General features: G+C 50.7%; 21 protein-coding genes. 13 read left to right on the forward strand and 8 right to left on the reverse strand.

Annotation, left to right across the window (positions count from 1 at the left end):
- The first annotated feature begins 3 nt into the window (after positions 1–3).
- The 3 genes from N7922_RS00235 to N7922_RS00245 all read left to right on the forward strand — a co-directional run bounded on the left by N7922_RS00235 (position 4) and on the right by N7922_RS00245 (position 2377).
- Positions 4–474 carry a hypothetical protein gene (locus N7922_RS00235; RefSeq protein WP_263098721.1) on the forward strand — a complete coding sequence of 157 codons (471 nt, stop codon included), beginning with the start codon at positions 4–6 and terminating at the stop codon, positions 472–474.
- Between the two features lie 167 nt (positions 475–641).
- Entirely contained in the window at positions 642–2072 is a 1431-nt protein-coding gene (locus N7922_RS00240) for a VENN motif pre-toxin domain-containing protein (protein ID WP_263098722.1), read from the forward strand.
- A complete protein-coding gene (locus N7922_RS00245) occupies positions 2069–2377 on the forward strand; it encodes a hypothetical protein (RefSeq protein ID WP_263098723.1) in 309 nt (102 codons plus the stop codon). Before N7922_RS00240 ends, N7922_RS00245 begins: the two co-directional genes overlap by 4 nt.
- Positions 2378–2421: 44 nt before the next feature.
- Here N7922_RS00245 and N7922_RS00250 read toward each other — a convergent pair whose 3' ends face one another.
- On the reverse strand, positions 2422–2637 hold the full coding sequence (locus tag N7922_RS00250) for a hypothetical protein (RefSeq protein WP_263098724.1): 216 nt from the start codon (positions 2635–2637) through the stop codon (positions 2422–2424).
- Positions 2638–2870: 233 nt separating this feature from the next.
- On the opposite strand from N7922_RS00250, the gene N7922_RS00255 reads away from it, so the two are divergent.
- The 6 genes from N7922_RS00255 (at position 2871) to N7922_RS00280 (ending at position 9354) form a co-directional block, all read left to right on the forward strand.
- A complete protein-coding gene (locus tag N7922_RS00255; RefSeq protein WP_161586832.1) occupies positions 2871–3308 on the forward strand; it encodes a DUF5675 family protein in 438 nt (145 codons plus the stop codon).
- Complete coding sequence (locus tag N7922_RS00260) at positions 3305–4000, forward strand: hypothetical protein (RefSeq protein WP_263098725.1); 696 nt, start codon at positions 3305–3307, stop codon at positions 3998–4000. Before N7922_RS00255 ends, N7922_RS00260 begins: the two co-directional genes overlap by 4 nt.
- Before the next feature lie 248 nt (positions 4001–4248).
- Entirely contained in the window at positions 4249–4845 is a 597-nt protein-coding gene (locus N7922_RS00265) for a hypothetical protein (RefSeq protein WP_263098726.1), read from the forward strand.
- A gap of 220 nt (positions 4846–5065) precedes the next feature.
- On the forward strand, positions 5066–7252 hold the full coding sequence (locus N7922_RS00270; RefSeq protein ID WP_263098727.1) for a TonB-dependent siderophore receptor: 2187 nt from the start codon (positions 5066–5068) through the stop codon (positions 7250–7252).
- A gap of 48 nt (positions 7253–7300) precedes the next feature.
- On the forward strand, positions 7301–8266 hold the full coding sequence (locus N7922_RS00275) for an ABC transporter substrate-binding protein (RefSeq protein WP_411554299.1): 966 nt from the start codon (positions 7301–7303) through the stop codon (positions 8264–8266).
- Between the two features lie 206 nt (positions 8267–8472).
- Positions 8473–9354: a LysR family transcriptional regulator gene (locus N7922_RS00280; protein WP_263098729.1), complete on the forward strand. Its 882-nt coding sequence runs from the start codon at positions 8473–8475 to the stop codon at positions 9352–9354.
- A 46-nt stretch (positions 9355–9400) separates the two neighbouring features.
- Here the strand turns inward: N7922_RS00280 and N7922_RS00285 are convergent, their stop codons facing one another.
- From N7922_RS00285 to nfsB, 7 genes are all read right to left on the reverse strand, one after another.
- The gene (locus N7922_RS00285; RefSeq protein ID WP_061492440.1) at positions 9401–10258 is read right to left on the reverse strand and encodes a fumarylacetoacetate hydrolase family protein; all 858 of its coding nucleotides are present in this window, start codon (positions 10256–10258) and stop codon (positions 9401–9403) included.
- Positions 10259–10284: 26 nt separating this feature from the next.
- A complete protein-coding gene (ttdB, locus tag N7922_RS00290) occupies positions 10285–10893 on the reverse strand; it encodes a L(+)-tartrate dehydratase subunit beta (protein ID WP_088236934.1) in 609 nt (202 codons plus the stop codon).
- Positions 10890–11789: a L(+)-tartrate dehydratase subunit alpha gene (gene ttdA, locus N7922_RS00295; RefSeq protein WP_209446753.1), complete on the reverse strand. Its 900-nt coding sequence runs from the start codon at positions 11787–11789 to the stop codon at positions 10890–10892. Before ttdA ends, ttdB begins: the two co-directional genes overlap by 4 nt.
- A 20-nt stretch (positions 11790–11809) precedes the next feature.
- Entirely contained in the window at positions 11810–13105 is a 1296-nt protein-coding gene (locus N7922_RS00300; RefSeq protein ID WP_061492442.1) for an MFS transporter, read from the reverse strand.
- A 334-nt stretch (positions 13106–13439) separates the two neighbouring features.
- On the reverse strand, positions 13440–13841 hold the full coding sequence (locus tag N7922_RS00305; protein WP_263098730.1) for a type II toxin-antitoxin system MqsA family antitoxin: 402 nt from the start codon (positions 13839–13841) through the stop codon (positions 13440–13442).
- A gap of 1 nt (position 13842) precedes the next feature.
- Entirely contained in the window at positions 13843–14148 is a 306-nt protein-coding gene (locus tag N7922_RS00310; protein WP_263098731.1) for a type II toxin-antitoxin system MqsR family toxin, read from the reverse strand.
- A 110-nt stretch (positions 14149–14258) separates the two neighbouring features.
- Complete coding sequence (gene nfsB / locus N7922_RS00315) at positions 14259–14912, reverse strand: oxygen-insensitive NAD(P)H nitroreductase (RefSeq protein WP_263098732.1); 654 nt, start codon at positions 14910–14912, stop codon at positions 14259–14261.
- Positions 14913–15099: 187 nt separating this feature from the next.
- Here nfsB and N7922_RS00320 point away from each other — a divergent pair, with 187 nt between their 5' ends.
- The 4 genes from N7922_RS00320 to N7922_RS00335 all read left to right on the forward strand — a co-directional run bounded on the left by N7922_RS00320 (position 15100) and on the right by N7922_RS00335 (position 18906).
- Positions 15100–16035, forward strand: a complete 936-nt coding sequence (locus tag N7922_RS00320) for a LysR family transcriptional regulator (RefSeq protein WP_263098733.1) — start codon at positions 15100–15102, stop codon at positions 16033–16035.
- 435 nt (positions 16036–16470) lie between these two features.
- On the forward strand, positions 16471–17571 hold the full coding sequence (locus N7922_RS00325; protein ID WP_263098734.1) for a zinc-dependent alcohol dehydrogenase: 1101 nt from the start codon (positions 16471–16473) through the stop codon (positions 17569–17571).
- Between the two features lie 38 nt (positions 17572–17609).
- Positions 17610–18275 carry a dihydrofolate reductase family protein gene (locus tag N7922_RS00330; protein ID WP_263098735.1) on the forward strand — a complete coding sequence of 222 codons (666 nt, stop codon included), beginning with the start codon at positions 17610–17612 and terminating at the stop codon, positions 18273–18275.
- A 28-nt stretch (positions 18276–18303) separates the two neighbouring features.
- Positions 18304–18906 carry a DUF1349 domain-containing protein gene (locus N7922_RS00335; protein ID WP_263098736.1) on the forward strand — a complete coding sequence of 201 codons (603 nt, stop codon included), beginning with the start codon at positions 18304–18306 and terminating at the stop codon, positions 18904–18906.
- The last annotated feature ends 2 nt before the right edge of the window (positions 18907–18908 follow it).

Genomic DNA, 18908 nt, shown 5'->3' on the forward strand with positions numbered 1-18908 from the left:
ATTATGTCAAATGATATTTGTGGTTATGTACTGCCTGTTCTTGATAGTGCTGATGAGTGTTCATTGCAATCATATATAGATAACAGCAGGCTTGGAATTGCCAGGATAAATGTTGATGAGCTTTATAATTTTCCGAGTGAGTTCATTCCTGCAACTGGTGTTTTTTCATTTCTTATTGGGGACTATCCTGACTATCCTAATGCAACATACCTTATAGACTATAATGAATATGATCCTGATATATTGCATGGCGATTTTCTTCCTCGCGCAAAAGATCGGATTGATTTACTATTAAATACACTACAGGATATTATTAAGCTTACAAAAGCAACGAAAATGATTGTTGCATTAACAGAATGTAATCAGATTACGACAATAAAGAGAATAAAATTATCAGAGTTGCATAATGTAATCCATGCTGATTTTGAGATCTATCAGGCTCCTCCTGATACACTTTATGAAGTTACCATTTAAATCATCAAAGACGAAAAAATTGGTGCTGTTATAGCCAAACCATAAAAATAAACCGTTAATCTAAATAACCTGACCTAAGAATTAGTAAATCCAGACATACCCTTGATGAATCACGTCTCGATCTACTTATCGCGCAAGTTTTTTACAAGGCGAATCAGCAGCAGGATGTGGCAGACCTGAGCCGCGATACGGCGAATGCGCACAACGCGCTGGAAAACAACTTCGACAAGCAGGCCATCAAAGACAAGCTGGAGATTCAGCAGCAGGCGACGTCGCTGGGTACGCAGGCAATGACGGCGTATATGGACAGCAAGCTGGATGCTGCGAAGAAGAAAGTGCGTGACGAGATGGCGGCGCGCGGCGAGCTGAAAGGGCTGAGCGATGAGGAGATCAACGACAAAGTCACCGCGTCGGCTGAATTTAAAGAGGTGGATAAGGAGTACGGCATCGGCAGCCCGTTCTGGACCGCCAGTTCGGCGATGACCGGGTTACTGGCGGGTGTGCTTGGCGGCAATGCGCAGAGCGGTATGGCGGCGGGCGCAGCACCGGTGCTGGCGAAACTGGTAAAAGAAGCCACACACGAAAGTGAAGCGGCCCGTATAGCGCTGCATACGGTGATTTCCGCCGCGCTTGCCAAAGCACAGGGCGGTAATGCCACCGCAGGCGCCATCGGCGGGTTTATCGCCTCCGCCGGGGCAGAACAATTTGCTCAGGCGCTGTATGGCAAAAAAGCCGATCAGTTAAACCCGGATGAGAAGATGGTGATCCTCAACCTGGTGTCGGCAGTGGGGGCAGTCGGCGGCGGTGTGGCAACCGGCAACACCAACGGCATGGTCAGCGCAGGGAATGCGGCGCGGGTTGAGGTGGAGAATAACTTTTTGGGTGTCAAGGACATCACGACCTTCACCGAAAAGTACGCGAACGCGAAGACCGATGAGGAGAGAGAGCAGCTTCTGTCTGACCTGAAAAAGCTGGATGTTGAGCAGCAGGCGAAGGCGCTGGCAACGGGTATTCCGGTGAACGAGCAGAAAGCCGAGCTTGAGAAATTGAAAGCGCTGGCTGCTTCACCGGATTGTAATACACAGTGCCAGGGATTGGTTGCTTATTCGATCTCTGAACTGGAGCCAGTAGCGAATAATACGGATCTGCATAAGAATAACCTGAATAAAGCGATACTGGCGGGTGTGATATTTGGGTTAACAGTTGAGAAGCCGGCAGCGAATAATCCGATATCGCGCCTGACCAGGGAACAGCAACAGTTAATCAAGAATGCGGAATATATAACGACCGCTAAGGGTATACAGAATCCATTCCCGCGTGATCTGAATGAAAAAATTGTATGGAATCAGGTTCGGACAAATCCGGCTTCTGCTGGAGAACCCCTTAAGGGAATGAACAAAGATCTCCGTTTTCCAACATCTGCGGGGTTCCAGAAGATGGAAGCGAAGCAAAAATTATCTGATGGCTCAACAATAACAGTACATTATCAATATAATTCATTTACTGATAAGGCTTATGATATGAAAATTACCACACCGCAGAGAAATGTCAGTGACCCAGCTAAGGTGATTGAGTCTATTAAGGATGCTGTTAAATGAAAATAAAAGAAAATGATGGAACACTAATAGATGTATACGCTATTTACTGGATAAAAGGGAAAACATATTTTTATGGACTGGTTAAAAATTATGGTTTGTCTGTATTTAATGCAGGTAAAGTGGAAGTCACTGATCCTACAATGTCTGGTGACTTTATTTTTTTTGAAGACGGTATCTTTTTTAAGCCCCTCATAGCGAAAAGAATATTAGATGACCTGGTTGAGGGAGATCCAGAAACTTACAGGTATTTTATTGAAATCCTGAAAGCAGAAGGTCGGATAGAACCAGACTTCCTTAACCATTAACGATCCCGGCCTGAGCGTCGGGATCGTGTTATAAGCCGTCAGGTTTACCCAAAATGCCCGTTCCCATGCTTAATCACCGGTACATCACCGGTGTCATTGAGTGCGCCGGGGAAGGTCTTAAACCACTGGATCATCTTCGGCCTGTTGACGCCGGTGACGCTCAGCCCTTCGGCACTGCGGGGGGGATAACGATGCAGTCCGGCCTCGACGGACTTCAGAACGTCAATGATCTGGTGTTCGGTGAATCGGGCTTTACGCATGGTGATCTCTTCAGAGGACATAATCAGTATGTCGGAAGATCTCTAAAAGTGAATGGTTCGTTTTGCATGGATACTTACACTGCCTGTGTTTCATCCTCAATATATTAGTTTCTTGCCTTATAGGAATAATCCTAACTACTCATTTTGTTTGAGCCGGAATAATGAAATAAGGATTTCTTTCATATGATAAGTACAAGTGAAAGAGCAATAAAAACAGGATGGAATAAATCATTATGTCTTACACTATTTTCATCAAACGTTTATGGCAGAGCGAAAATTCAACAATAAGTGAATTCTCGATATCCGGCACTGAAATCTCCGGTTATTTTCTGGAACGCCCCGGGCCGGATACGACGGAAGCAAATTTACGAAAAAGAATCCCTGACGGCTCCTATAGCTTGAAATGGCATGCCAGCGGCAGAATGCGGAAATTCAGTCCATTACCTAATTTGTTCAATGCGAGCGTACCCTCAAGTCGCGCTATACTGATCCATCCAGGCAACGTTCCCGCCGACACGGATGGTTGTTTATTGCCTGGGAAGTCAAAAGGAGATGACCGAATAGGGCAAAGCCTGGGGTTATATGAAGAGATTAAGCAATTGATGGTTGATAAAGGGATAGAAAATTTTAATGTATTAATCACCTCATGCTACGTGGATTGCAAAAAATGAAAAAATACGCCAGCTTGATGTTCCTTCTTTTTCTCGCAGTGTTCTCTCTTCGCGCAATGGCGACGATGGAAATAAAAAACGGTGTACTCCAGGCTTACTGGCAACCGAACTGGAATGCTGATGCAACGGTCAATACGCCAGAGTTAGCGTTTCGCTATTTTGCCCTGGGTAATAAAAAGAAAGATAACAAAATAATTGATATTACGGTTAAAGGCAGTGAAGCGCAGAAGATCGCATTTATCAAAAAGAACTTTAGGAATATCCCGGATAACTTCTTTACCTTTAAAGAGTGGTACGTTAACCAACCCGGTACGATTAAAGTACCTGCGGTGGTTAACTATATGGAGTGCAACGCAGATAACTATCAAGCCGATCTGCTGTCATTTCAGCCGGATAATGCTGCGCAAAACGCTGACGATATGATGACTCAGGATTTCGGCGGCTGTGGATCAGATACGCCTTATCTCGTGTTGTATCAGTTGAACGAGGGTGAAAAGACGTTATCCCTGAAAAGCGAGGCCAGTGAAACAGCGTCAGATTTGGCCTCGGTCAACAGTAATGAAACGCTGGCTAAAATCAGAACTGTCGATAAAGCGTGGATCTATGTTGCAGTTTACGACGAAGCGGAAAAAGGGCATCTGAGCAACAAACGTGGGTTTGTTAAACTGAGCGCTCTGACACCGTTGAACTGATAACGCACTACATAGTGAGTGATCATTCATTGCCACTGCTCATGGCATTCGCGCTGTGAGCAGTATATCTACCGTTACCGCTGTTTCGGGCATGAACGCTTATTTCTCACGGTTAAGTCTTACCTCAAACTTCCGGCATTTAATCCCGCTCTAACTGCAATGCCAGCAACAACTTTGTCTTTTCCCTGCCCGTATTGAGTTTATTCTTATCCCATCGCATCATTTTGTTTTTACAAGGAGTTTTAATAATGAAAGCGATGGTGGCGTTAGCGGGCGTGCTGTTACTCAACGGCTGCTCAACTTATGAAATGGTTAAAGAATATAACCAGAGTATCAAAGATTATACCGGCCCAAATCGCGTGGGCGTGGCGTTCGATCTGAATAATACCGAGGCACGTATTTACCCGGAAACCGACCGCTGTATTAATCTTTATTCCAATAAAAACGGGTTTATTGGTTCCGGCTCTTTAATGGGCGATCACAAGCGAATTGGTGTGCCTTACGTCGCGGATATGACGCAAAACCGCGATGAATACTGGGTTAGCGCCGAGAAGTTTATCAGCGTGCGCATTATTTATGCCGGGCGGGATGGCAGCGGCGGGATCCTGACGAACCAGGCGCGTGTGAATGAGCGCTATGTCACCTTTAAACCGGAACCGGGCGCTTATTACTATGTCAATGTTGAACGGCCAGACCCCTCGCGCCTGGCTGAGCGGTATTTAAAAGTCTACAAAATCGTTGTTCATGAATCTGGCCGTAAGGAGCTGCAACCCGTGCGGGAGTGGGGCATCCATAACTGCCCTGGCCAAAAACCGTGGTATATGGTTAACGGTGCCACAATATAATCCCATCAGGTATAAAACGGTTATCCCGGTGATAACCGTTCCTCCCTTATATTCACGTAACGGTACTGCTCACATTATTATTATCCCGTCACGTGAATAACGTTCAAATATAATCCCTACGTAGTAACTTCTTGATAATCCGTGCCGTTATGATCTCTGTCAATTGAGACATATCTTTACCGATCGTAATATATCGTTTTACATAACGGTATATTTCCCCATGCTTAAACTCTCCAGGCTGGCAACGCTGTTGCCACTTCTCATTCCTTTTGCCACACAGGCAGCGACTTCAACGGCAAATAATTCCGACACGAAACAGAAAGACGATGAAATCGTCGTGACCGGGCAAACAAGCACGACGCTAAATGATGCAGCGGCAGGCGCCGGATTTAAAACGTCGGATATTGATGTCGGCCCGCTCGGTAATAAAGCATGGGTGGATACACCGTATTCCAGTACCACCGTCACACACGAGATGATTGAAAATCAGCAGGCGAAAAGCGTTAGCGAATTAATGAAGTACTCCCCCAGCACGCAGATGCAGGCGCGCGGCGGTATGGACGTAGGCCGCCCGCAGAGCCGCGGTATGCAGGGCAGCGTGGTGGCGAACAGCCGCCTCGACGGGCTGAACATTGTCTCCACCACCGCCTTCCCGGTGGAAATGCTCGAACGGCTGGATGTGCTCAACAGCCTGACCGGGGCGCTGTATGGCCCGGCAAGCCCGGCGGGGCAGTTTAACTTTGTGGCTAAACGCCCCACCGAAGAGACGCTGCGCCGCGTTACGCTCGGTTACCAGAGCCGCAGCGCGGTAACAGGCAGTGTCGACCTGGGCGGTCATCTTGATGATGAGAAACGCTTTGGCTATCGCATTAACGCCCTGAATGAAGAGGGTGAAGGCAACCTCGACGACAGCACCCTGCGCCGCAAACTGCTGGCGGTGGCCTTTGACTGGAACATCAACCCCGGCACGCAGTTGCAATTAGACGCCAGCCACTATGAGTTTATCCAGAAGGGGTATCCGGGGAGCTTCAGTTACGGCGCCGGCATTAAGCTGCCGTCTGCGCCAAACCCGAAAGACAAGAATCTGACGCTCAGTACGGCGGGGAATGACTTAACCACCGACACGCTCAGCACGCGGCTGATCCACTATTTTAATGACGACTGGTCAATGACTGCCGGGGTGGGCTGGCAGCAGGCCGATCGTGCGATGCGTTCGGTCAGCAGCACCATCACGAACAGCGACGGCGATATTACCCGCTCGCTGAGCGACTCCAGCGCGGCGGGCCGTTTCCAGGTGCTGAGCAACACCGTAACCCTGAATGGCCACGTCGATACCGGCAGCATCGGCCACGATCTGGCGCTCTCTACCACCGGCTATGTCTGGTCGATTTATGGCGCGAAAGGTTCCACCACGCGTTACTCGCTTGGTAGTAGCAATATGTACTCGCCATCGTCAATGAGCGAACCGGGCGACGGGCGTATCAACGTCAACGGCTCGCGTTACAAGTCCAGCGAGAACACCCAGCAGAGCATCACCGTTGGCGATACGGTGACCTTCAATCCGCAGTGGTCGGCGATGTTCTACCTGAGCCAAAGCTGGCTGCAAACAAAGAACTACAACAGTTCCGGCAATCAGACCGGGCAGGATGATCAAAATGGATTAAGCCCGAACGTGGCGCTGATGTACAAAATAACCCCGGCGCTGATGGCCTACGTCAGCTATGCGGACTCGCTGGAGCAGGGGGGCACCGCCTCCACCGGCAGCGGTATCAAAAACGAAGGTCAGACGCTGGACCCGTATCGCAGTCAGCAGTATGAAGCGGGTTTGAAAGCCGATCTCGGGGATCTGAACCTCGGTGCGGCGATCTTCCGCCTGAAACGCCCGTTCGCTTATGTCGACCCAACCGACATGGTTTACAAAGAGCAGGGCGAGCAGGTGAACAACGGGCTGGAGCTGACTGCTACCGGGCATGTGTATGACGGGTTGAATATCTACAGCGGTGTGACCTTCCTCGACCCGCAACTGAAAGATACCGTCTCGGAAAGTACCACCAACAAACGCGTGGTCGGCGTGCCGAAAGTGCAGGCTAACCTGCTGGTTGAATACAACCTGCCGTCAATGCCGGAACTGGTCTACAGCGCCAACATCCACTACACCGGTAAACGCGCCGCCAATGATACCAACTCCGCGTGGGCCGACAGTTACACCACACTGGATCTCGGCACGCGTTACCGCACCAAAATCAGCGATATCCCCACCACGCTGCGCCTGACGGTGAATAACGTGACCAATGAGCACTACTGGGCGTCCATCTTCCCGTCGAGCACCGATGGTGACGGCGGTTCCCCAAGCGCATTCCTGGGCAGTGGCCGTGAAGTCCGCGCTACCGTGACGTTCGACTTCTGAGTGGAGTGAAACATGAAACGGCTTCTCGCCCTTGTTCTGTGCCTGGGCATGTTAGTCAGTGGCGGCCTGCGGGCCGCTGATACACACGCAGATGTGCGCATTGCTTCCCCGTGGCCCGCGCAGAACACCATCATCACCATGCTGGGTTATGGCGAAAACATTGTGGGGACGTCCAGCGTGGCGCAACAGATCCCGTTGTTTCGCCAGAGTCTGCCGCGCATTGCAAACGTGGCGGTGGTCAGCGTGAATGTGGGTCATGAGCTGAATCCGGAGCAGTTGATTGCACTGGGTGCGCAACTGGTTTTTGTGCCGAAAGGCATGGCGGTGCCACAGGACGATATGCTGGCGAAAACCGGTGTGCGTGTGCTGGCATTTGAAGCCAACTCGATGGCAGCGCTGACCCATCGTGTGCAGCAAACCGCCGATGTGCTGGGCACGGATGCGCAGCAGAAAGCCCGCGACTACCAGCGCTATTTCGATCGTAATGCCAGGCTGGTGAAAACCCGTCTTGCGGATCTACCTGCGTCTGAGCGGGTGACGGTCTATCACAGCATGGGCAATGCGCTCACGACCACCGGCCGCCCGTCGTTGAATCAGGACTGGATGGATCTGGCGGGGGCGCGCAATGTGGCGGAAAACTGGTTTAGCGACAAGAAAAACAGCGCCGGGGAAGTGGCGCTGGAAAAAGTGGTGGCCGCAAATCCGTCGGTGATTGTGGCGATGAACCGCCGCGATGCGCAGGCGATCCTGACGTCACCACAATGGGCGGGTGTGGATGCGGTGGTTCACCATCGCGTGTATGCCAACCCGAAAGGGATGTTCTGGTGGTGCCGGGAAACCAGCGAAGAGGCGTTACAGTTCCTGTGGCTGGCAAAAATGCTCTACCCGCAGCGCTTTGCTGATGTGGATATGCAGCAAGAAACGCGGGATTTTTACCAGCACTTCTTTGGCATTACGCTCAGTGACGCGCAAATTGCCGACATCCTCAACCCGCCCGCGCAGGTTGGGCTGTAAGCCCAAAAAAACGCGGCGTAGACTGAAACTGATCGCCGCCGTACCTTGGGTTATCAGACCGGGTATGGCGCGGTTTAACCGCGTCACATATTCACAGGCGTAATGTGTGATCCCGCCAGGAGAGCGATTACTATAGAGCGATAAAACCAAACCTATATCGTGAGGGCGTGTCGGTGGAACTTCACCAGCTCAGGTGCTTTATTGCCGTGGCGGACGAGCTGCATTTTGGTCACGCGGCGCAAAAAATGGATATGCTGCCTTCTGCGCTGGGCCGCTATATTAAGCTGCTGGAAGAGGATCTCGGCACGCGGTTATTATCGCGCTCGACGCGCAATGTCTCCCTCACGCCCCACGGCGCGCTGTTTTTACCGGAAGCGCGGGAACTGGTGGCGCGTGCAGACGATATCGAAAAACGCTTTCAGACGCTGGCGCGGCAGAACGCAGGAAAACTGCGGATTGGCGCGATCGACAGCGCGGCGGTCAGCCTTATTCCCCATGTATTGCACCATTTTCGCGAGCGCTGGCCAGGCGTGGAACTGAGTTTTCTGGAAGATAAATCGTCACGCCTGCTGCCAAAGCTGAAAACCGGCAGGTTGGATCTGATTTTTATTCGCCCGCAAAGCCAGATGGACAGCGCGTTGCATAGCGAGTTTCTGTTTTACGAAGATGTGGTGCTGGCGATTTCCGATAAGCACCCACTGGCCAACCGCAGTGAAATCAATGTTGATGATTTACGCGATATCCCGCTGATTGTGCCGGAAAAACGCGTACGCCCGCACAGCTACGATTTAACCTTAAGCCTGTTTGAACATGCCGGTTTTAAACCGACGCTGATTCAAATTGCCGATGAAAAACAGACCATTATTAATATGGTGGCGGCAGAACTGGGCGCGGCAATTATGCCCCGTTGGGTTATGCGCATGGCTGCGCTGAATATTAAATTCATTCCGATTGGCGAAGGTTATGACTCGATTCGCAGTAAATTGCCGATGGCCGCCGTATGGGTGGCAGGAGCACGAGATGAAGCGCGGGATAATATGATGCAAGTGGTAATGCATGAATTACCGGTGATTTCGGATCTCTATTAACCTGATTTTCCCCTCTCCCGGATGGGGAGAGAGGAAAACCACAGCACTACGCCATCGCGTTCGATAGCGCGGTAACGCGGTTGACCAGGCGGCCAATGTTGCCGATTTCCACCTCGATCACATCCCCTTCCTTCATAAACAGCGGCGGCGTCCGTTTTTTGCCCACGCCCCCCGGCGAACCGGTAATGATCACGTCGCCTGCCTGCAGCGGGCTAAAGCGGGAGATATATTCCACCAGCATGGCGACGGAGTTGATCATATTGTGGGTCGAATCGTTCTGCACGCGATTGCCGTTCAGCCAGGTGCTGATCGCCAAATCCTGCGGATCGCGGATCTCATCGCGGGTCACCATCCACGGGCCGAACGCGCCGGTTTTGCGCCAGTTCTTGCCCGACGTGAACCAGGTATACTGCATATCACGTACTGAGCCATCCATAAAACAGCTGTAGCCAGCGATATGCTCTAACGCGTTGTCGCGGCTGACATTGTCCGTATCTTTGCCGATCACCACCGCCAGCTCGCCTTCGTAATCAAACTCATTGCTGCTGTCGGGTTTGCACACCACATCGCCGTGTGCGGAGAGCGTATCCGCGAAGCGAACAAACAGGGTCGGCGCATCGATGGTTTGTTCGAACTCGATCCGCTTTTCCATGTAGTTCATGCCCACGCAGAAAATTTTACTGGGGTTTTCAATGACCGGTAGAAAACGGATCTCATCGGCGTGAAAATCCGCCTGCGCCGGGATCATCGGCGTCAGTTCCGCCAGTGCATTGCCCGCGATGGCGGATTTCAGGTCCGGGAAATACGCCGATAAGCGTTTCCCCAAATCAAAAACCTGCGTGCCGTCAATGCAACCCCATGTTTTTTCACCGGATGTCGGGTTAACAAAACTCAGTAACTTCATGATAATACCTGTGCCTGAACGGCGGGTTATTTAATAAACTTAACCTGCTGATTAATCTCTTCAATAATCGGCAGTTTTCGGGCGTTGTAGACTTTCTTGTTCTCTTCGAACAGGTTATTGCCTTCGCAGTCGATCGAGATAATTAACGGGCCGAACTCTTTTACCCGGTTGACCCACAAGGTCTCCGGCATCCCTAAATCGCGCCACTGGGCATCTTCGATTTTCTCTACGCAGGTGGCCGCCAGCACCGCGCAACCGCCAGGGAACACCGCGTGCACCGCTTTGTGCGTGCGGCAGCCCTCTTCGGTGTTCGGCCCCATCCCGCCTTTACCGACGATCAGCTTCACGCCCGTCTGCTCGATAAACTCTTTCTCGAACTTTTCCATACGCATGCTGGTGGTCGGCCCAATCGAGATCATCTCGAATTCATTTTCGCCTTTCTCCACCACGATTGGACCAGCGTGGAAAATCGCCAGACCTTTCAGGTCGACCGGCAGCTCGCGCTTTAACTCAATCAGGCGGCGGTGCGCCACGTCGCGGCAGGTCACCAGTGTGCCGGTCAGGTAGACAATGTCGCCAGGCTTCAGGGAGAGTAAGTCTTCGTCTTTAATGGGTGTGGTGAGCACTTTTTTCATAATACAGCCCCCTGGTGGGAAAGAATTTCGTAAGAGAGATCGGCGTTAAAACGGATCGCGCCGCGGCGGTGCGCCCAACAACCGGTGGAAACCGCCACGCCAATGGTCGACGGGTGGCGGGCGGAGGACTCAATGTTGACGCCCATCACCGACGCTTTGCCGCCCAGGCCCTGTGGCCCCAGTCCGACTTTGTTCAGACCTTCTTCCAGCAGTGCTTCCATTTTGGCGGCATCCGGGTTCGGGTGGCAGGAGTCCACCGGGCGCAGAATCGCTTTCTTGGAAAGACGCGCAGCTGTTTCTACCGACGTCGACACGCCAACGCCAACCAGCAGCGGCGGGCAGGCATTCACGCCGTAGGAGGTGATCACGTCAAACACGAACTGGTTGACGCCTTCATAGCCCTGGCCTGGCATCAATACTTTAGCCGCGCCCGGCAGCGAACAACCGCCGCCAGCCATGTACACTTCAATGGTGCAGCTGTCGTCATCCGGGATGATTTCCCAGTCCAGCCACGGTATGCGCGAGCCGGTATTGGTGCCGGTGTTTTTCTCAATGAAGGTTTCTACTGCGTTGTGGCGCAGCGGCGCTTTTTTGGTGGCTTCCAGCGTGGCAGTTTTCAGAATCGACTCCAGCCCGCTTAAGTAGGGGAATTTCGCCCCGCAGGTGATGAAGTACTGGATCACCCCGGTGTCCTGGCAGCACGGGCGATCCAGCTCGTCGGCCCGTTTCTGGTTCTCAAACATGGAGTCGTACACTGCCACGGCCAGCGGTGCGTCCTCTTCCGCACGCAGTGCTTCGAGTTTTTTCATAACGTCTGTTGGCAGACGTTTCCCGACATACCCGGTAAAACGGGTCATCACGTCAGTTAATGACGAAATTGCTTCAGATGTGCTCACAATATGCTCCATTTCTTATTTCAGGCTAATGAGCTCTTCATTGCCTTACGTTTACGGCTAATTTCGATAGAGAGAGTCAGGACGGCGGAAACCACCAGCATGCCTGCCACGCACCAGAGGGCGAGGGAGAAGTCACCGGTGGTCTCTTTCAGCCAGCCGATCACCGCCGGGCCAGCGAACCCACCCAGGTTGCCAATTGAGTTGATGGCAGCGAGGCCTGCTGCTGCTGCCGGTCCATTGAGGAACAGCGACGGGATGCTCCACAGCGGTGGTTTACAGGACGAGATACCGACGTTGGCCATCACCAGCGCGAAGATGGCCAGCGGCAGGCTGTGCACCAATCCGGCGAGGATAAAACCGAGGCAGGCGAACAGGCAGGCGCTGACTACGTGCCAGGTACGCTCTTTGGTTTTGTCGGAGTGTTTTGCCCACAGGATCATCGCCACAATCGACAGTGCCGCCGGGATGGCATTAATAAAGCCAATCTGGAACGTGGTCAGGCCGAAGGATTTAATAAACTGCGGCGACCAGATATTCAGCGAATAGAGGCCCGCCGACGTACCGAAATAGACCACTGCCAGCGTCAGTACGCGAATATCGGTCAGCCCTTTCCAGATGCTGGTTTTCGCCTGACTGCCTTTGTTCTGATTCTCTTCCGCCAGGGTGTTAATCAGCCACTGGGTTTCATCTTTGCTTAACCAGCGGTTTTTCTCCGGACGATCGTTGAGATAGAAGAAGGTGAAAATACCCAGCAGGATGGCGGCTGCGGAATCCAGCATAAACATCAGTTGCCAGCCTTTCAGGCCAAACGCACCGTGCATGCTTAAAATGGTGCCTGCCAGCGGCGAGCCAATCATCGACGAAATCGGCGCGGCCGCCATAAAGAACGCGATCACCTGCGCACGGCGTTTAATCGGGAACCAGGTGCTTAAGTAGAGAATAATACCGGAGAAGAACCCGGCCTCAGCGACGCCTAATAAAAAGCGCAGAACATAAAAACCGGTCGAGGTTTCAACAAACATCATGCAGGCGGCAATAATACCCCAGCTCACCATAATACGGGCCAGCCAGATACGCGGACCGACTTTCTGCAAAATAACATTTGAGGGAATATCTGTTAAGAAATAGCCAATAAAAAACATGCCCGCGCCAATACCAAATACCGTGGAGGAAAATCCTAAGTCCTGGTTCATAGTGAGCGCGGCGAAGCCTATATTTATGCGGTCAAAAAATGCAATAAAATAAGCAAACATCACAAAGGGTACGATACGCCAGGATATTTTCCTGAGCGTAACCTGTTCAGTTGTAGAGTTCATAACATTGTTTTCCAGCAGTTAAAATAATAAGACAGGCAACGTTACGGAATAAAAATGCGACCTGCTGACGAAACAACTATGAGAGGAATAAAACGGGGGGTCATCCGGCGATGATTATATAAAAAATGCAAATAATTGATGGCGAAACAAAAACTGCGACGGAAATCCCGCTCGCGATCAATAAAACCTTAAAAACCGTGTGATTATTAACGGAATACCAGAAGCGATTTTACATTAATGAAACAATTGCTCCGGCGAGGGAAAAACAGGATATGTGATAGGGTTCAAAATCCAGGCGAATAAAAAGCCCGCGTTGATGGCGGCGGGCTTTGTATCAGGCATGTTTTAGTTCTTCAAACAATTCGGGGTGTTTATCCAATGCCTTGAACAGCAATATTAAGGGCTTAGGGGGTGCAACACGTCCGGTTTCGTAGCGGCTGAATGCATTGGCGCCACCACCGAAAATCTCGGCAGCCTGGCGCTGGTCAAGGTTGAAACGTTTACGTACTCTGGCGATAAAGTGTGGATCGACTTCATTGGCATTAACATTGCGTACAAACGCAGCAACCTGTTTTGCGTAATGTTCACCGTTGATGCGGTCAAAAACAATTTCGCCGCAGTTGTCGCAAAAATCACCCATAACGTTTTTTATCAACGTCTTACGATTTTTGTACTCATAAGCGACGTCGCGTGTTTCATGTTTGAGTTCTGCACCGCCGCAAACAGGACATTTCATGTTATCTCTCCTTAAACGAGACGATCAGCACGTCGTTCGAGACGATTAATTTCAGGTATATTCTTTGCCCATTCCACAATGGACGATAGACATCATGCCAAATAGTGTGATCGGCATATGCCGTCATGCTTTTAAAAAAATCGGTCATTGTCAGGCTAAGAATGACTGTACACATTTCATCAAAGGGCGGTACGGTAAAACCGAGTTCGATAGCGCCAGCGATTGCGCTGGACGTTATCTTAATTTTTCCATCCGTGACCATTTGCTTAACGATATGTAAGCGGGTATGGGGAGTTCCTTTCTCCATAGTATTAACCTAAAAGCCAAATTATGCAAATAGGGTAATATTGTTTCCGCGGCAAGAAAGTGATCAATTACGCAGACATAAAAAAGCCCGGCGAAACCGGGCTGGCGGGCTTAGATAAAGGTAAAAATCTCGTCGCGCGGCAGGCGGGATTTTGGCAACGCGGCGTTAAAGTCTTTTTCGCTGCGAAAGCCCAGTGAGACCAGCACCACGCTGGTCAGCCCTTTCTCACGCAGACCCAGTGCAAGATCCAGCGCGCGCTGATCAAACCCTTCCATCGGCGTGGCGTCAATGTCGAGCATCGCGGCGCTCAGCAGCAGGCCGCCCAGCGCCAGGTAAACCTGTTTCTCCATCCATTGCGGAATATCGCGCTGCTCGTAGCGGTGCATATCCACATAAGAGCGGCGGCTCTTGTCCTGGCCGGCCTGCGCGCCTTCGGCGACAAAGCGGCCATCTTTTTGCTCCTGCGCCAGCACGTTTTGCAGGTGCTGGTCATCGAGATCGCTGCGCATGCACAGGGCGATGACATGAGAGGCGTTCAGCACTTTCGGTTCGTTATAGGCATACGCGCCGCTGGTGGATTTCGCTATCGTTTCACGGCCTTCCTGCGTGGAGGCAACCACAAAGTGCCACGGCTGTGAATTCACAGACGAGGGGCTGTTTTGCAGCACGTTAAGTAAGGTGTCAATTTTTTCCTGCGGCAGCGTTTTACCGGGTTCAAACGCTTTCACCGTATGGCGGGCAATCACAGCATCATCAAGGGTCATCCTGTTTCTCCTGGCGCAAAAATAACAAGTAGATTGAGGGGATTGTTGGAGGATAAACGCAAAAGATAACGAGATAAATCGCTGTAAAGAGGCAACACTTTCACTCCTGGAGTGAAAATGAAGTTTGCCTGCGCGCTATTTTCTGGCACAACAGACGGTGTACGCCCTTTTATCACCCGGAGAGACCATGATTCGGCTGGAAGATGTCACGCTGTTTGTCCGCTCGGCGGCACTGGGAAGTTTTTCAAATGCGGCACGGGAAGCTGGTTTGCTGCCGGGTCAGGTGAGCGCGGCTGTGCACCGGCTGGAGCGGGATTTGGATAAGCGCTTGTTTGTGCGATCCACACGCAGCTTACGGCTGACGGCGGAAGGCGAAAAGTACCTGCCCTACGCCCAGGAGATGCTGGAAGTGGTGCACGCCGGTGCGGAAAGCCTGCACAGCGGCGATAACGAGATCAAGGGCGAGTTGCGTGTGGCGATGCCGTCGGACATCGGCCGCAATGTGCTGTTGCCGCTGATCACCCGTTTTTGCCGGCAGCACCCAAAAGTGTCCTTGCGTCTTTCGCTGTCCGATCACATTAGCGATGTGTTCCGCGATCCGGTTGATATTGCCATTCGTTACGGTGTGCTGGATAACAGCAGCTATGTGGCGTTGCCGCTGGCGGAATATAACCGCCGCGTTCTGGCAGCCTCGCCTGCTTATCTGGCACGCAATGGCCGCCCGCAAACGCTGGATGAGGTGGTGAATCACCCGTGCTTGTTGTTCACGATGAATAGCCAGGCGTATGACAAGTGGAGCTTCCCGGAAAACGGCATGCGCCGCCAGCTTATCGTTAAGAGTCGCATGTTGTGCGATGACGCTGACGTGGCCCGGCGCTGGGCCATAGATGGGCTGGGGATTGTCTACAAATCGTGGATCGATCTCAGCGATGATGTGCTGGCGGGCCGCCTGGAGGTGCTTTTGCCGCAGCATCCGGGGGAGGCTGCGCCGTTAAACCTTATCTGCCCGCACCGTAAACAGTTTTCTCCGGCTATCCGCCACCTGCACAGCGCATTACGCGAGCACCTTCAGCCGATCACCGCGCTGATGACCAGTCACCCTGCGTTTAAGGCAACATATTGAGTACAACATAATTGCGTCGTCACAAGCTGATGGAAACCCGCGAGCGCATCATAAAGGAATACTGCTAGGGGCATTAAGCCCCATTGCGAATGGGGAATCATGCATATTCATCGCCGATAATTCCACCAACGGGAGCCTGGACTTTTCTGCTGCCCTTTGTGAATTGCAGTTTTCTCTGCCGATTTACTCTCTCGTTGCAATATTATTTTCACCCTTTGTACTTTAATTCATTGTTTTTATGATGTTGTCTGTTCTTATTTTTTAATTATCTTTTTATATTTGCTGTGGTTCTGTTGTGTGGTTACGTGATATCAATAAAAACAAAGAGATAGGTTTGTTTTTTAATTTCATATAAATTCAAGAATTATGTTTTTTAAGATTGTGAATTTTAGTTAAGGATATTTTTATAATAAAATATTGTGATTTTGCTCTCAAATGAATACAGAAGTAGCCGCTATATCTATTGGCGAAACGGATTTTTATATATGGAAGATTCTTTATAAATGGATTGTATTTATGAAAGCCATTTCTCTAATTGATGAAAAAACGTTAGGGCTCATAACCCATCAGCATTACCCGCTATTACCGGATGATAGCGTTGAGATTGATATTGTACTTTCTGGTATTTGTGGAACTGATTTGGCGGTGTTAGCAGGGCGAGAGGAGGGGCTACCGGGCATTATTCGCGGGCATGAAGCTGTTGGCGTGGTTGTTAATGTCGGCAACGCGGTGACGGGCCTGCAACCGGGTATGCGAGTCGTTATCGATCCGAATGAGTATTGCGGGCGCTGCGCAGCCTGTCGCTCCGCGCACACACATCTCTGCACCGGTGGCCAACATGGAGGGCTGGATATCGCCGGTGTAAATAAACACGGTATGTTTGCGGAACGATTTATTACCAGGATGCCATTTGTTTATCCGCTACCGGATGCGATGAGCTGGGAAACCGCGGTACTCATTGAACCTGTCGCCTGTATTTTAAACAATATTGACCAGGCTGAGATTCAAGCGGGAGAGCGAGTGTTAGTGCTGGGATCGGGACCGATGAGTCTGGTGGCTCAGTTGCTGCTCCGGGCGATGGGTGTAAAGACACTGGCGACGGATCTGAACCCAAACCGTATTCAATTCGGGCGGTCGCTTGGGCTGGATGTCCTGCATGCGGATGAACTCGGAACCAGGCTACAGCAAACCCGGGTAGATGCGGTTATCGACACGGTAGGGAACCAGCTTGATGTTGCCATGAGCACGGTTCGCCGGGGCGGCAGGGTTGTCCTTTTCGGGTTTGACGGAAATTACACCTATCCATTGCCGGTAAAACACGTTCTGGTTAATGCCATCCGTCTGATTGGCGCAGGGGAATATAATCAACATTTCCCGCGTGCATTACAGATGGCCAGTATGATTCCCGCGCTGGGCGAGCTGGTGACGCATCGTTATACCCTTGACGAATATGCAGAGGCATTTGACCATCTGCTCAACGATCCTTGCTCTAATATTATAAAATGTGTCTTTACACCGAATGAAAAATATCTTTAAAAATTCTCCCTCTTTAAACAAAGATAAGTTGAGATATTATGAAAATTACTATTTTTAGTCAAATCTCTATTGATGGTAAATTAACGCTCGGCCATGGCGGGTCCAGTAAAGGATTATTCCAGCGGCTTAACGATGAAGATATGCAATTTATTCATCAATTCCGTGGGAAGGTCGATGCCATTATGGTGGGGAGAAATACTATCGTGACGGATGATCCGCAATTAACCAATCGTTATGGCGGCGGTAATCCGCTGCGCATTATTCCTACCGCATCGTTGGATTTTCCCGATTCGGCCAGAGTGTTGTGCTCGCCGGAAGAAACCCTCATTGTTACGACAGAACGGGCGCGTGGTCACGCGATGATTCAACGAATCCGCGAACATGGCAAAGAGGTACTTTTCGCGGGAATCGATCGGGTCGATTTTAATCTTCTTTTTTCACTACTTAAACAGCGTGGCATAGAACATATTATGGTGGAAGGTGGTGGTTATTTAAACTGGCAGATGTTTGATCTTGATGTGGTGGATGATATTATTTTAATGCAGTTACCTATTATTATTGGCGGAGCAACTACGACTACTCTCGCAGATGGTGAAGGATACCAGGATATAAGTAATGCCAAAGCTTTTTCACTGCACCATTTCGATGCCAGGTCTAATTATAACCTTCTGCATTTTAAACGTAAATCTGCCCAGGCGTATTAATATCTCTCATGGATGGCTGAGAAATAATATGGAAAAATTCAAAGCTTCAGAGTTAATCTGGTTTAATGTCACTGAATACCTTGTCCTTGATGAGGATGATATTATTCTTTACACCTCCCCCGATACTGATTTTTGGCGCGGGACGTATTATGGGTTGGAGTATGATAATGCACCTGCTGCAGTTATTAGCCGCGAGGAGCGATTCTGGACTCTGAAAGCCAGGGTGTCGTTTAATTCTGCAATCTATTTTGATCAGTGTGGTCTGTTCATTTACCAGGATGAAGACCACTGGATGAAAAGCGGTATTGAATATCAAAACAATGGTTACCAGCAGTTGTTTTCGGTGGTGACCAATCAGGGATTTTCGGATTGGTCGATGTCTAACTTTGATCGGTATCGGCAGACCATGTATTACCGGTTGAGCCGCAGGGGGAGCGATTTTCTGCTGGAAAACTCACTGGATGGCAGAGATTTTCACATGATGCGCATGTTCCATTTGTCCCACGCTGAGGCGAGGGTGCAGTTTGGCTTTTTTGCCAGTAGCCCCGGAGACTCTTCTTTTGCCGCCCACTTCTCTGAGATTGAACTGATGGAGTGTCAGTGGCAGGCGCATGATGCTGACCGTTTCTGACA

It is taken from the genome of Kosakonia sp. ML.JS2a, assembly GCF_025642095.1.
In the GTDB taxonomy this organism is placed as follows: Bacteria; Pseudomonadota; Gammaproteobacteria; order Enterobacterales; family Enterobacteriaceae.